We start from the raw sequence: 14276 nt of genomic DNA on the forward strand, positions 1-14276 counted from the left end.
ATCACCCCCGTCAGTTCGGGGCCTTGAATCACGCAGCAGCGGCAGCCTCAAGCAGATCAATGGGTCCTGACCCTAGCTCTTCGACCGTGGCTCGCAGTTGCGCCCGCGTCATGCGCAACTCGTCCTCCAGCGCCAGCACGTGGCTCTCCGGCGCATTCAGCTCGTCCATGTCCTCGTCGCTGCGCACCGCAAAAGGCGCAGTCTCGTGAAAGACCAGAAGCTGGGTCTCGTCTCCCAGCGGTTCGGCTATGACATCGACGGTCTGGGTACCGAACTCGGACACCACCTGCATGCCGCGCGCGATAGTTCGCCTGTTCTCGTGCGCGGCCTTCCACAGAAGGGCGGAAATGGTTTCGCTCAATCCTGACCTCGCAGCCGATTGTGCGAACACCGGCCCCTGCCCGGAGGGGTCGAGCGTTAGATATTTGGCCAGCTGCCCGGTCGAGGACAGGATCTGTCCCTGCCTGTTCACCTGAAGGGTCGCGGGCGCATAGCGGTCAAGCACGCGCTGCGCGGCAATGTTTCGACGGATATCGCCTTCGGTTGGCCCCGTCGCGCGGCGCGCCGCTTGCCGACGGCTGCGGCCGACAATCGCGCCTGGCATGTCGATCGGATAGGTGGCGGGCGTCCGGTCACGGCGGAAAAGCCGTGCCTTCTGGTCGACCGGCGTAAACAGATCTTCGGTGCGGCTGATGTTTTCCGACGGGCCAAGAAAGAGATAGCCTTGCGGGTTCAGCGCATAGTGAAAGATCGGCAATGTCGCGGTCTGCAGCTTCTCGCCGAAATAGATCAGGAGGTTTCGGCAAGATATCAGGTCGAGCCGCGAGAACGGCGGGTCCTTGATCACGCTGTGAACAGAGAAGCGGATCGAATCACGGATCGCGGGCGCAATCTGGAAGCTTGCATCGCGACCGATCGTGTAGCTGTCGCGAAACTCTTCGGGAATGTCTGCCAGCGCGGCGCTTGGATAGATGCCTGCCCGCGCGATATCCAGCATCGCCTCGTCGATGTCGGTCGCAAATATTTGGAACGAGAGGTCCTTCTTGCGCAGCTTGATCTCGCGCGCGAACAGCATGGCGATGGAATAGGCTTCCTCGCCGCTCGAACAGCCAGGGACCCAGATCCGGAGTTCGCTATCGCTCTCTGCGGCCTCGACCAGCGGTGCAACCGCCCGTCGGCGCAGAATGTCGAAGAACACCGGGTCGCGGAAAAAACGTGTCACGTTGATCAGGAAGTCGCGGAACAGCGTCTCGCATTCCTCGCTGTCCTGCTCGATCCGGTCCAGGTAGGCGCGGCTATCGGTGACGCCAAGGACCTGCATCCGGCGCTCGACCCGTCGCGCAAGCGTGGAATGCTTGTACCCGGTGAAATCATGGCCGAGGCGCGAACGCAGTGTGCGACACAGATCACCGACGAAATCCAGAACATTGTCGCCGTCACCCGGGCGATTCTTGCCGGAACGCAGGCGGACCAGTTCGCCGAAGATGTCGGCAGGTGCGCAGACCAGATCGACAAGCCCGGTCGCGACAGCCGACGTCGGCATTCCGTCATAGCGGGCGCTGGAATCCTGCGCGATGCAGATACCGCCATGTTCCTTGATGGCGCGAAGGCCGCTGCTGCCATCCGCGCCATTGCCTGACAGGATGACACAGACCGCCATTTCGTGACCGTCTACGGCAAGGCTTTCGAAGAAGTCGTCGATCGGCCGTCGTAGGCCGCGTGGCTGGTCGAAGTCCGTCAGCTCCAGCTTTCTGCTGCGAATGCGCAGTCCACGGCCCGGCGGAATGATGTACACATGGCCGGCGCTCACTTCCTCGCCGCCGACGACCTGTTGCACCTCAAGTTCGGTATGCCGCGACAGCAATTCCGCCAGCATGCTCTCGTGATTGGGATCGAGATGCTGCACCACAACATAGGCGAACGGAGCATGCCGCCGAGCGGGCGCAAGCATCTCCCGGATAGCCTCCAGACCACCTGCAGAGGCGCCGACACCCACGATCGTGAGGTCCCCTAAAGGCTCGACCGTGTCAGCCTTGTATCTTGATTTCTCTCTCGCCACCGGACTCTGTCGATCACCCCGGTCGCACATGACCGAAATTCATGCCCGCGCGCATTAAACTATGACATATGAACCCGTGCGCAGCGTCTGCCCTTCTCGATATCTTGCAGTCATCGGAAACCCGTGCCCGGTTCCCGGCGTTGCCGTTCTGCGCGCATTCAATGATAATCGCGGTTTGACGGAGACAGCATATCATGGCCAAGCAGTACCATCCTGCCCTCGGGCTGACAGTCTTCCTGCTCCTCGCCGTGGGCGGAGGTCTTCTGATCGGCATTAGCGCGGCGCCCGGCGCCTGGTATGCGGCTCTCTCCAAACCCTGGTTCAACCCGCCGAACTGGTTGTTCGGCCCGGTCTGGACCCTGCTTTACATCCTTATTGCGGTCGTCGGATGGCGCAGCTGGCGGCGCACCGACGCGGGCGCGGCGATGGGGCTATGGTATGGCCAGCTCGCGCTGAACTTCCTCTGGTCGCCGCTTTTCTTCGTCGCGCACCGCATCGACGCCGCCCTCGCGGTCATCACTCTTCTGCTGGCGGTCATCCTTGCCTTCATCGCCGTCACTTGGCGGCGCGATCGCACCAGCGCGCTTGCCTTCCTGCCCTATGCTCTCTGGGTTGGCTTCGCCACCTTGCTGAATGCTGCGATCCTTTCACTGAACGGTCCGTCTGGCTGACGCGGTTGCAGCCACGCCCGCTATGCGACTTCGAGCATGTAGGCGCGCGCCAGGCTATCGGGGTCGTGCAGGGTCAACCGTCCATCGACCAGCTCGACATGGCCAGCACGCCTCAGCTTGGCAATCGTCTTGTTGGTATGGACAAGCGACAGCCCAAGCGCGTCGGCGAGGTCCGTCTGCCGGAAGGGAAACGCCATTGAATTGTCGCGCAACATCCCGTGCGTCTGACCACGACTGTACAGAGTAAAAAGAAGCGAGGCGACCGCCTCTTCGGCGGAATACTGGCCAATGGCGATCATGGCCTTCGTCAGGCGCACCTCCTCATAGGCCATGGCCTGCAAGGAAAGGACGACCGCCTCGAACCTGTCTTTCCACAGGGCACGCAGATGCTTGTGGTCGATCACGCTCGCGACCACGTCAGAGCGCGCCTCGGCACTGTGATGATACTGACCGATGAGAAGCGCCTGCAGGCCGACGATATCGCCGGGAAACAGGAAACTGACCACCTGTCGGCGGCCGTCCTGCAGCAGGTTCGCGCGCAGGCCAAGGCCGGAACGCATAAGGTACACGTGCTTACCCTGGCTACCTTCGGCGACAAACTGAACCCCTGCGGGAATCACGATCTCGTCGCTTCTGATCTGGTGCAGGGATTCAAGAAAATTCGGAGGCAAGGGAACCAGATAGGTAGGATTCGTTCCCGGCGACAGTCTAGCAGTTTCCAACATCGTGCTATGTCCCAGTTTAATCGGTTCCAGATTTTTCCGCCGCCGCGCGATGGCGTCATGACCCCCGTTGAAGAGGAAAGGCAGCGCGGTTGCAGTCTGTTCCAGTTTCAATTTCGCTATATGCGGACCTTCATGGCGACGTGTTTCTCTCGCCCTTGGGCAGCGGTTCATCACCGGTCCGCGTCACGCCGTCCGGGGCGCCAACGCGTCTCGATATGTCAAATGCTAAACGTGCCGCGGTCGGCACGGTTCCGTTCCGTTCGTCACCCGGCGGAGGTAGGACTGGCGCAATTCCAGGGCAAGTATCTGTCATATATCATAAAAATTCTCTCATCCGACGTTCGTAACGCGGCGTCACTTTGATTGGCTCGTAAGCAAGGTCGGACCTCAGAACAAGCGCTACCGAGGTTGCGGGTTTATGCGATGGCGCAACGGCGAGTGCCATCGGAAACCGCGCAAAAAGAAAAGGCCGCCGAAGCCAATCTTGGCTTCGGCGGCGTACGGGTGATGCAGGGGATACTCACCCAGTCATCCGGTTTTACGAGGGACAGGTCTAACCGGCTGAAAGGAGAACGGCTCAGAGCCGATCTGGTTCCAGCGCCTGCGAAGAATATTTTCGGTCCTGCATTTGCTGTCGCGATATCATTCCGCGCCACTGGGGTTCTGTCGCAAACTTTGGCTCTTGACCGATGTACGCTGGAGGATCGACGGTCTCAGGAGGTGGTGCCCTTCGGCGGACCTGTGATGATCGCGTTCAAGGGCGCTCAATTCCAAAAAGAAGTCATCCCTTTCGCAGTCTTCTTCTACGTGCGCTACACGGTGTCGTACCGGGAACTGGAAGAGATCGTGGCAGAGTGGGGCGTGCAGGTGGACCACGCGACGCTTGATCGTTGGGTCACCAAGTACGCCCCACTGATCGCCGCCAATGCGCGGCGCAGAAAGGCTTATGCAGATCGTTCCTGGCGCATGGACGAAACAGGCATCCGGGTGAAGGGTGAGTGGGTCTGTCTCTACCGTGCCGTCGACAAGTTCGGGAAAGCCCTAGACTTCATGCTCTCGAAGCGGCGCAACAAATCGGCCGCGACGAAGTTGTTCGCCCGTGCGCTCGAGGTCAACGGCCTGCCCCGCAAGATCGTCATCGACCGCGGCGGGGCCAAAACTGCCGGGATAAAAGCCGTCAACCGAATGCTGAAGTCCTTCGGCTGCCCGATCCCAATTGAGATGGTTCGGATCAAGTACCTCAATAACATTGTCGAGCAGGACCACCGTACGATCAAGAAGCGCGTTCGACCAATGCCGGGCTTCAAGTCCTTCGTCTCCGCTTCGGCGAAGTTCGAAGGGATCGAAGTCGCGAACATGACCCGCAAAGGTCAGATGACGCCCGGACTCCGTCCGTTTGCCCAATTCGCTTCGCTGGCCGCCTAACTGAGGCAGATCAGTGCCCTTTCCCATCAAGCCTCAAGTTTGCGACAGAACCGCGCAGGCATCGTGTGGTGGGTTCGGGCGCCGCACCCGTGCCTACTGGTATCCGCCGCCGCCCGGCGTGTGCATGATGAAGATGTCACCCGGCGACATCAGCGCCTGATCATTGCCCCTGAGCGGCATGATATGGCCATCCGTCCGCTCGATCAGGTTTCCGCCGCAGGCGCCGGGCTGGCCGCCTGCCGCGCCGTGAGGCGGAACCTCGCGGTGCGAGGAAAGGACCGTCACCGTCATCTCCTCCAGAAAGCGCAGGCGGCGGGTGATCCCGTCGCCGCCCCGCCAGCGGCCCGCGCCGCCCGATCCGCGCCTGACCGAGAATTCCTCGACCCGGACCGGAAAGCGGGTTTCCAGAACCTCGGGGTCGGTCATGCGGGTGTTGGTCATGTGACTGTGGACGGCACTCGCGCCATCGAAGCCCGGGCCCGCGCCTGTGCCGCCGCAGATGGTTTCGTAATTCTGCAGCCGCGCATTGCCGTAGACGAAATTGTTCATCGTGCCCTGGCTGCCCGCGATCACGCCCAAGGCGCCGTAAAGCGTGTCGGCGATGGCCTGGCTGACCTCGGTATTGCCCGAGATGACGGCGGCGGGATAGGCGGGGTTGATCATCGAGCCTTTCGGCGCGCGGATCTCGATCGGTTTCAGGCAGCCTTCGTTCATCGGAATGTCGGCGCCGACGAGGGTGCGGAAGACGTAAAGCACCACGGCGCGGCAGATCGAGAAGGGGGCGTTGTAGTTGAACGGGTCCTGAGGCGAGGTGCCGGTGAAATCGATGAGCGCCTTGCGGGCGGCGTGGTCGACCGAGATCTTCACCTTGATCTCCGCCCCGCTGTCCAGCGGATAGGTGAAGGCGCAATCCTTAAGCACGTCGAGGACACGGCGCACGCTTTCCTCGGCATTGTCCTGAACATGACCCATATAGGCCTGCACGACCGGAAGGCCGAACTGGGCAGTGATCCGCGTCAATTCGGCCGCGCCGGTGGCATTGGCCGCGATCTGGGCGGCGAGGTCGGCCATGTTCTCTTCAATATTGCGGCAGGGATAGCGGCCCGAGGCGAGAAGCGCGCGGGTTTCGGCCTCGCGCAGCGCGCCCTGTTCAACCAGCAGGAAATTGTCGATCAGCACGCCTTCCTCGTCGATATGGCGGCTGTCGGGCGGGGCAGAGCCCGGGGTCTTGCCGCCGATGTCGGCATGGTGGCCGCGCGAAGCGGTGAGGAAGATGATCTTTTCGCCCGCCGCGTCGAAGACCGGGGTTATGACGGTCACGTCGGGCAGATGGGTGCCACCATTGTAGGGGTTGTTCATCATGAAGACGTCGCCGGGGCGGATTTTCCCCACATTCTCGCGCAGGACGGTGCGAACGCTCTCGGACATGGAGCCAAGATGCACCGGCACATGCGGCGCGTTGGCGACAAGGTCGCCCGCCGCATCGAAGATCGCGCAGGAAAAATCGTAGCGTTCCTTGATGTTCACCGAATAGGCGGTGTTCGCGAGCGTTGCCCCCATCTGGTCGGCGATCGACATGAAGAGGTTGTTGAAGACCTCAAGCATCACCGGATCGACCGATGTGCCGATCGCCTCCTTGCGGTCGAGGGCCACGGTGCGGCGCAGGACCAACCCGCCATTGGCGAGGCCTTCGGCCTGCCAGCCGGGTTCAACGGCGTTGGTGCCCGTGGGTTCGACGATGATCGCCGGGCCCTCGACCCGGTCGCCCGCGCGCAGGGCGCCGCGCTGGACGAGAGGAACCTCGCGCCATGCGCCTTGGGTGAACATCCGCGCCTTTAGCGCGGGCGCCCCATCGGCGCGCGGTATCGCAAGTGCCGCGCCTTCGCCGGTCGACCCGACCGCCTCGGCGGTCAGAAGGTCGATGATCAGGCGGTCGTAGTCAGGGACGAAGCCGAACCGTTGCTTGTGCGCCATGTCGAAGCCCGCGCGCATATCTGCCTCTGGTCCGAAGGGAACGGGCAGGGTCTGGTGCGACCCGGGCGTGCGGATATGCGCGGTTTCGATCAGCGTGATCCGCGCCTCGGCGATGCCCTGACCCAGCACCTCGGCCCGCGCGTCGCTGCCGATGCGGTCCAGCGCGGCCCGCGCGCTCCCGGTCTCTAACAGAGGTCCGGCAAACTGATGTTCGCGGATGGTGCGGATGTCGGCCAGCCCCATGCCGAAGGCCGACAGGACGCCCGCAAACGGGTGGATAAAGATACTCTGCATCCCCAGAACGTCGGCCACCTGACAGGCATGCTGGCCCCCCGCGCCGCCGAAGCAGTTCATCGTGTATGCGGTGACGTCATAGCCGCGCTGAACGGATATCTTCTTGATCGCATTGGCCATATTTTCGACTGCGATGCGCAGGAAGCCCTCGGCTAGCGCCTCGACCGCCATCGGTGCTTCGCCGGTATCCGACGCGATCTCGGCGGCAAGCTGCTCGAACCCGGAGCGCGCGGAGTCCGCGTCCAGCGGCTGATCGCCGCCCGGACCGAAGACGGCGGGGAACTGATCGGGCTGCAGCTTGCCAAGCACCACATTGCAGTCGGTCACGGTGAGCGGCCCGCCCCGACGATAGCTTGTCGGGCCGGGATTGGCGCCCGCGCTTTCGGGGCCGACCTGCATGCGGCCCTGCCGGTAGGACAGGATCGAGCCGCCACCGGCCGCGACCGTGTGGATGGACATCATCGGCGCGCGCATCCGCACGCCTGCAACCTCGGTCTCGAACGACCGTTCGTAAGTGCCTGCAAAGTGGCAGACATCGGTCGAAGTGCCGCCCATGTCGAAGCCGATGAGCCTGTCGAACCCGGCCTCTTCGGCGGTCCGGACCATGCCGACGACGCCGCCCGCCGGGCCCGAGAGGATCGCATCCTTGCCCTGAAAGAGGCCCGCATCCGTCAGGCCGCCGTTCGACTGCATGAACATCAGCGCCTTGCAGCCGCCCTGATCGGCACCAAGCGCCTCACCCACCTGGTCCACATAGCGCCTGAGAATGGGCGAGAGATAGGCGTCAACCACCGTCGTATCGCCTCGCGAGACCAGTTTGATCAGCGGGCTGACCTCATGGCTGAGCGAGACCTGAGAAAAACCGATCTCACGCGCGATGGCGCCAAGCGCCCGTTCGTGATCGGGGAAGCGATAGGCATGCATCAGCGCCACGGCGACGGACCGGAAACCCCTGTCGAAAGCCTCAGACAGCGCCGCACGGGCCGCATCGGCATCGAGCGGCGTGACAATGCTGCCATCTGCGGCCAGCCGTTCCTCGACCTCGATCACCTCGTCATAGAGAAGTTCGGGCAGAACGATCTGAAGATCGAAGAGTCGCGGGCGGTTCTGGTAGCCGATCCTCAGTAGGTCGCGCAGGCCCCGTGTGATCAGCAGAACCGTCCTTTCGCCCTTGCGCTCCAGAAGTGCATTTGTTGCGACCGTGGTGCCCATCTTGACGGCGTCGATGGTTCCCGCCGGGATCGGATCACCCGGCGAGAGCGCCAGCAGATCGCGGATGCCCTGCACCGCCGCATCCCTGTAGCGTTCGGGATTGTCCGACAGAAGCTTGTGCGACGCGAGCGACCCGTCGGGACGGCGCGCGACGATGTCCGTGAATGTGCCGCCACGATCCACCCAGAACTGCCATCCGGCCTTGCGCATTCCTTGCCCTCGACGCCCGTCTTTCACGAATCCCGCACCCGCCGGACCGTAGCTGCGCCAGCCGGGCCATGCAACGCGCCCGCCCTTGCCCCTGGCCATGAGGTTTCGGCTTGCGTCGCGGGGCCGATCCTCATTAGCTAAAGCTGACGACAGAAAGGGCGGCAAAGATGGCATCGAACGATCCGAAACGGACCCTGACGCTTCGCGACGTGTCCGAGGCGTCGGGCGTTTCGGAAATGACCGTCAGCCGGGTGCTCAGGAACCGCGGCGACGTCAGCGAGGCGACGCGCGAGCGGGTGCTCGAGGCCGCGCGCCAACTCGGCTATGTACCGAACAAGATCGCGGGCGCGCTTGCCTCGCAGCGGGTGAACCTTGTGGCGGTCATCGTGCCGTCGCTGTCGAACCTCGTCTTTCCTGAGGTTCTGAGCGGGATTTCCGAGGTCCTCGAAGATACTGGCCTTCAGCCGGTCTTCGGCGTGACCAATTATTCCGGCGAGAAGGAAGAGGCGGTCCTATATGAAATGCTGTCCTGGCGGCCGTCAGGGGTGATCGTCGCGGGGTTGGAACATTCGCCCGCCGCCCGCGCGATGCTGGAAAATTCCGGGATCCCGATTGTCGAGATCATGGATGTGGATGGCGAGGCGATCGACAGTGTGGTGGGGATTTCCCACAAGCGCGCGGGTCTCGAAATGGCGCGCGCCATCGTCAAGGCAGGCTACAAGCGCATCGGCTTTCTCGGCACCAAGATGCCGCATGACCATCGGGCGCGGAAGCGGCTTGAAGGATTCGAGGCAGGGCTAGCCGAAGCGGGGATCGAGCTTGCCGACCGCGAATTCTACTCGGGCGGCTCGGCGCTTCTGAAGGGGCGCGAGATGACGGAAGCGATGCTCGCACGCACGCCGGATATCGACTTCCTCTATTATTCCAACGACATGATCGGGGCGGGCGGCCTTTTGTGGTGCCTGGAAAAGGGCCTCGACGTGCCGGGCAAGATCGGGCTTGCGGGTTTCAATGGCGTCGATCTTCTGGACGGGCTGCCGCGCAGGCTCGCCACGATGGATGCCTGCCGCCGCGAGATCGGGCGTCAGGCGGCGCAGATCATCGCGGGTCACGGTCATTCCGAGATGATCGGCGGCGAGCGGGTGGAACTGACCCCGGTCCTGCAACCGGGTGATACGATCCGTCAGCCCTGACGCCTCAGGATATAGATGTCCATGATCCAGCCATGGCGGGCGCGCGCCTCGGCGCGCGCGGCGATGATGCGGTCAGCTACGTCGGAGAGCGGGCCGGACAGGATGATCTCTTCCCACATGCCCACATAGGCGCCCCACCAGATCGTCACGCCTTTGGGGTTGAGCGTTCGGAAGGAACTGTCGCCGTCCAGCATGATCGCAAGCGTGTCCACGCCCGCAGGCCAGCCCTCGTCGCGCAGGCGGCGGCCGGTGGTCACGGTGAAGGGCGCGCCGATCTCGTTGATCGGCATGGCATGCGCCGCCGTCAGCGCCTGCAGCGACGTGATCCCGGGAATGACCCTGATGGTCAGCGGCAGGCTGCGCCCGACCCGTTCGGCGATGCGCAGCGTGCTGTCATAAAGCGACGGATCGCCCCATACGAGCAGCGCGACGCGGCCCGTCGGGCCGATTTCGGCAAGAATAGTGTCTTTCCAGATCGTGGCGATCGCATCGTGCCATTCATCCACCCGTGCCCGGTAGCTCTGGGTGGCCTCGTCCCGCACCGGCAGATCGAACTCGGCGATCCGGCTTGCGGGATTAGTGACGACATCCGCGACGATCGCCCGGCGCAGCTCGGCCAGATCGGCCTTGGTCTCGCCCTTGCGCGGAATGAGGATCAGGTCGGCGCCATTCAACGCCTTTATCGCCTGCAGGGTCAGATGGTCAGGGTTGCCGGTGCCGATGCCGACGAGCGACAGGTCTATCATCACGCCCTCCTCCGGCCCTTCTCGCAAAAGACCCCGCGCAAGTCCATGCGCGGGGCCCGGTTTCAAGGGTCAACCGCTTTCAGGCCGCGGCCTTGCCGTTCCACAGTTTCGCGGCGACCCAGCCCATGAAGGCCCAGGTCACCAGCGCGGCGCCAAGGACGCGGGCGGCGAATGTCGCGGCCAGTTCCGGCGGAGCGGTGCCGAAGAACTGCTCCAGCTCCGGCGCGCCGATCACATGCGGCGCCGCCAGAAGCGCCCCGGCCGCCAGCGCAGTCAAAAGCGTGCGTCCATAGGCCAGAAGCGCCAGCCCTGCGCCGGTGCACACAACCGTCGACCACCACCAGACCTGCCGCTCGCCCAGATCGGCTGCGACCGTGCCCGGCAGTTCCGGCGCCAGCCCCATGGCAGGCGCGAACTGGAAGGTCACGAAACCCGCGATCCCCCAGAGCACGCCTTCGGCGGCACCAACCGCAATGCCCATCTGCGCCGCAAGCGCCAGCCCGGCAACGAGGATCGTCGCATAGCCGGTATAGGTGAGCATGAAGAACATCACCGTCAGCGCATTGCGCCTCAGGGGCGATGCCTCCTCCTCGGCGACCTCATCAACGGCCTCGGCCGAAGGCTCGGCTGGCGCCGTGTGATCATGCGAATGACCATCGCCACCTTGGGCGCCCTGAAAATGCACCAGCGCGCCCGATTCATAGTCTTCGGCCAGAAGTAGCGCGTTCTGGACGAAAGCGAAATGCAGCAGGGCTGCCAGCAGCCCCGCCGCACAGCCGGCGAACAAGGCGCCGGCCAGCATACGTTGGATCATGTGAGGACCGTTCGTCCGGCCTTAGTGGCAGGGGAAGCCGGTCGCGTGGCGCATGTCATGCGCCGCGTCATGCAGCGTCGCAGACTGGGCATGGCCCGCAGCAAACAGGATAGCCCCGCCGATGAGCGTCACGAGGACGATCGACAGAAGGCCCGAGGCGGATTTGGCGGCGGTCTGGTTCAGCGCGTTCATAAGTCTCTCCTTTTGCCGTCACACCCGACGGCTTTCGCGTTTCACTCCCGCACGGCCGGTCTCCTGACTCGCGGGTCGAAGCGATGCTTTCCGCCTTCCCGGGACACTCCCAGTGGCCTGATGGAAAGCCGCTCGCCGCTTACAGTCGCGGGGGCGGTTGGGGCTCCGGGTGCCGCCTTTGGTCCACCCTTCCCCATTCCCGTTTCAGCCCCGGACGCTTCGCGCCTTGGGGCACCGTACGAGGACCATCTGCGCCCGGAAGCCCCACCCGGTCAAGGCCGAAAGCGGCGCGGCTCTGCCGCAAAGCGACGAAACTGCCGGTTCGTGACGGGGGCTCATCCCGGAATGCGCGCGATCGCCTTCAGTCTGAGTCCGCCCAGTACCCGTGCATCGGGGAAAGCGCCGTCCGCCGAGGCCATGTAAAGACGTGCGAAAGTCTCGATCTCGGGCAGGTCGGCCTCGGTGATCTCGCCGAAAAGATAGGTCACCTTGCCCGTGGCGCGAAAGGCGAGCGTAGACGGTCGCGCGCAGCCCGACATGCAATCGGTTTCTCGCACAGTCACGCCGAGCGGCTCAAGCCGCTCGCGGACCGTGACCGCCAGTCCCGCCCGCCCGGCCGGACAGGAGGCACAGATGGTCGCGACCGTGCTCATGGCTCGACGAGCGGCCCGATCAGTATGAGCGCGGGCCCGTCCGACGCCTCCTCGGCAATCAGCTGCTCCATCGATGCGAGTGTGCCGCGCACCAGCTTTTCAGCCGGCGTAGAGACGCTTTCGGCCAGAAGCGCGGGCGTCTCGGGCGACAACCCCGCCGCCGTCAGGAGGCGACAAAGCTCCCCGAATGTCCGCTTCCCCATGAAGATAACCGTCGTCGCCGTCGGGTCGGCCAGCGCCGCGATGTTCAGATCCTCGGGCAGAGCGCCGGTCACATCATGCCCGGTGACGAACTGCACCCGCCGCGCCGTCAGCCGCCGGGTGAGCGGAATGCCCGCCGCTGCCGCTGCCGCCATGGCCGAGGTCACGCCCGGGATGATCTCATAGGCAATGCCCGCTTCCCGGCAGGCTATGATCTCTTCCTCCAGCCGCCCGAAAAGCCCCGAATCTCCCGATTTCAGCCGCACCACTCGCGCACCCGACCGCGCGTAGTCGACCAGAAGCCGGCTCACATGATCCTGCTTCGGCGAAGGGCGGCCAGCGCGCTTGCCGACACCCACCAGATCGGCATCCGCGCGCGCATGCGTCAGGATCGGACCCGAGGACAGGTCGTCAAACAAAACGGCATCCGCCCTCTGCAGCCGGTCCACGGCCTTCAGCGTCAGCAATTCCGGATCCCCCGGCCCCGATGAGACGAAACTGACGAAACCGCTCATGTCGCCTCCGCGATCAGGTGAAAGAAGGTGCCGGTGGCCAAACCCCGGCGCGATCCGGTCTCCGCCACCGCCTCGCCATTGGCATCCAGAACCGTCGCGAGCGTCCTATCCGGTTGCTCAAGGATTGTCGAATAGTGGAACTCATGGCCCCTGAGCCGGGCACCGGCCGAATAACCCGGCATCGGCGCCTCCAGCGTCGCCAGCCGGTAGCCCAGATGCATCCGCCGCTTTTCATAAGTGGTGACAAGCCCCAGAAGCCCCGCCATCCGATGGCGGACACCCTCCTTGTCGACGATTGCCTCGCCCATCGCCATATAGCCCCCGCATTCGCCATGGACGGGCCGCGTCCCGGCAAAGTGCTGCAGCCCCGCCCGGAAGTGCTCCGCCGCCGCCAGCCGTCCGCCATGCAGCTCCGGATAGCCGCCGGGCAACCAGCAGCAATCGGCGGAGGGATCCGGCGCCTCATCCGCCAACGGCGAGAAGGGCAGGATCTCTGCCCCAGCCCGGCGCCAGCCGTCCAGAAGGTGCGGATAGACGAAGGAAAAGGCCTCATCCCGCGCCAGGGCGACCCGTTGGCCGGGCGGCACGACAGGCCGGGGCGGCCCCGAGAGCCGCGTGGGTGCCGCCGCCGCAACCAGCGCCTCCAGATCGACATGCGCGGCCACGAATGCCCCCGCCTCGCTGATGATCCGGTCGAGCTCTGGCGTCTCCTCGGCCTGCACAAGGCCCAGATGCCGCTCCGGCATCTCGATCGAGGCGCGGCGCGGCAGGGCGCCGAAAACCGAGATCCCTGCCGCCGCCATGCCACCCCGCACCAAAGCCTCATGGCGCGGCGAGGCCACGCGATTCAAGACGGCGCCCGCCAGCCGCACTCCCGCGCGCATCATGACAAAGCCCCGCGCCACCGCCGCCGCCGATTGCGCCTGACCCGAGACGTCGAGCACCAGCACCACCGGCCATCCGGTCAACGCTGCAATATCGGCGCTTGCACCCGTCCCCGCCTCGCCAGGGCCCGCCACCCCGTCGAACAACCCCATGGAACCTTCAGCTAGGATAAGGTCCGTGCCCGCCGCCTCTCCGATCAGCCCGGCGATACGGTCCGCCCCCATCGCCCAGCTTTCGAGGTTACAGGACGCCCGCCCCGATGCGGCGCGATGAAAGGCCGGATCAATGTAATCCGGCCCGTTCTTGAACGGCTGCACCGCCATCCCCCGCGCCCGGAAAGCTGCCAGAAGCCCCAGCATCAAAGTGGTCTTCCCCGTCCCCGAGGCTGGCGCCGAAATGATCAGGCCGGGCGGCATCATGCCCTTCTCCCCACGTTCTGTCCCGAAATACTCCGGGAGGGTCCGGGAGGGCAGAGCCCTCCCGGCGGGTCGGCCCGCCGCAGGCGGG

At 64.5% G+C, this 14276-nt stretch carries 12 protein-coding genes and 1 riboswitch; of the genes, 3 read left to right on the top strand and 9 right to left on the bottom strand.

What is annotated here, in order from left to right; all coding sequences use genetic code 11:
• Nucleotides 1-28: 28 nt before the first annotated feature.
• The gene (locus tag OU426_RS15880; RefSeq protein WP_267635057.1) at nucleotides 29-2089 is read right to left on the bottom strand and encodes a CheR family methyltransferase; all 2061 of its coding nucleotides are present in this window, start codon (nucleotides 2087-2089) and stop codon (nucleotides 29-31) included.
• A gap of 164 nt (nucleotides 2090-2253) precedes the next feature.
• Here OU426_RS15880 and OU426_RS15885 point away from each other — a divergent pair, with 164 nt between their 5' ends.
• A complete protein-coding gene (locus OU426_RS15885; protein ID WP_267635058.1) occupies nucleotides 2254-2730 on the top strand; it encodes a TspO/MBR family protein in 477 nt (158 codons plus the stop codon).
• A gap of 20 nt (nucleotides 2731-2750) precedes the next feature.
• Here the strand turns inward: OU426_RS15885 and OU426_RS15890 are convergent, their stop codons facing one another.
• Entirely contained in the window at nucleotides 2751-3626 is an 876-nt protein-coding gene (locus OU426_RS15890; RefSeq protein WP_324289830.1) for a Crp/Fnr family transcriptional regulator, read from the bottom strand.
• Between the two features lie 570 nt (nucleotides 3627-4196).
• Between OU426_RS15890 and OU426_RS15895 the strand changes: the two genes are divergently transcribed.
• Nucleotides 4197-4880, top strand: coding sequence for an IS6 family transposase (locus tag OU426_RS15895; RefSeq protein WP_267635147.1), 684 nt, complete (start codon nucleotides 4197-4199; stop codon nucleotides 4878-4880).
• A 93-nt stretch (nucleotides 4881-4973) separates the two neighbouring features.
• Here the strand turns inward: OU426_RS15895 and OU426_RS15900 are convergent, their stop codons facing one another.
• Complete coding sequence (locus OU426_RS15900) at nucleotides 4974-8570, bottom strand: hydantoinase B/oxoprolinase family protein (protein WP_267635059.1); 3597 nt, start codon at nucleotides 8568-8570, stop codon at nucleotides 4974-4976.
• A gap of 167 nt (nucleotides 8571-8737) precedes the next feature.
• On the opposite strand from OU426_RS15900, the gene OU426_RS15905 reads away from it, so the two are divergent.
• Entirely contained in the window at nucleotides 8738-9763 is a 1026-nt protein-coding gene (locus OU426_RS15905; RefSeq protein ID WP_267635060.1) for a LacI family DNA-binding transcriptional regulator, read from the top strand.
• Here the strand turns inward: OU426_RS15905 and cobF are convergent.
• The 6 genes from cobF to OU426_RS15935 form a co-directional block, all read right to left on the bottom strand.
• Entirely contained in the window at nucleotides 9754-10509 is a 756-nt protein-coding gene (cobF, locus tag OU426_RS15910) for a precorrin-6A synthase (deacetylating) (RefSeq protein WP_267635061.1), read from the bottom strand. The two genes, OU426_RS15905 and cobF, sit on opposite strands and share 10 nt — an antisense overlap.
• Nucleotides 10510-10588: 79 nt before the next feature.
• Complete coding sequence (locus tag OU426_RS15915; protein ID WP_267635062.1) at nucleotides 10589-11323, bottom strand: CbtA family protein; 735 nt, start codon at nucleotides 11321-11323, stop codon at nucleotides 10589-10591.
• Nucleotides 11324-11344: 21 nt separating this feature from the next.
• Nucleotides 11345-11515, bottom strand: a complete 171-nt coding sequence (locus OU426_RS15920; RefSeq protein WP_267635063.1) for a CbtB domain-containing protein — start codon at nucleotides 11513-11515, stop codon at nucleotides 11345-11347.
• 36 nt (nucleotides 11516-11551) lie between these two features.
• A riboswitch (cobalamin riboswitch) is annotated at nucleotides 11552-11769 on the bottom strand.
• Between the two features lie 81 nt (nucleotides 11770-11850).
• On the bottom strand, nucleotides 11851-12168 hold the full coding sequence (locus OU426_RS15925) for a DUF1636 family protein (protein ID WP_267635064.1): 318 nt from the start codon (nucleotides 12166-12168) through the stop codon (nucleotides 11851-11853).
• The gene (gene cobA / locus OU426_RS15930; RefSeq protein ID WP_267635066.1) at nucleotides 12165-12884 is read right to left on the bottom strand and encodes a uroporphyrinogen-III C-methyltransferase; all 720 of its coding nucleotides are present in this window, start codon (nucleotides 12882-12884) and stop codon (nucleotides 12165-12167) included. Before cobA ends, OU426_RS15925 begins: the two co-directional genes overlap by 4 nt.
• Nucleotides 12881-14188, bottom strand: coding sequence for a cobyrinic acid a,c-diamide synthase CobB (locus OU426_RS15935; protein ID WP_267635067.1), 1308 nt, complete (start codon nucleotides 14186-14188; stop codon nucleotides 12881-12883). Before OU426_RS15935 ends, cobA begins: the two co-directional genes overlap by 4 nt.
• Nucleotides 14189-14276 lie beyond the last annotated feature (88 nt).

It is taken from the genome of Frigidibacter sp. RF13, assembly GCF_026626305.1.
Taxonomy (GTDB): Bacteria; Pseudomonadota; Alphaproteobacteria; order Rhodobacterales; family Rhodobacteraceae; genus TMP-24.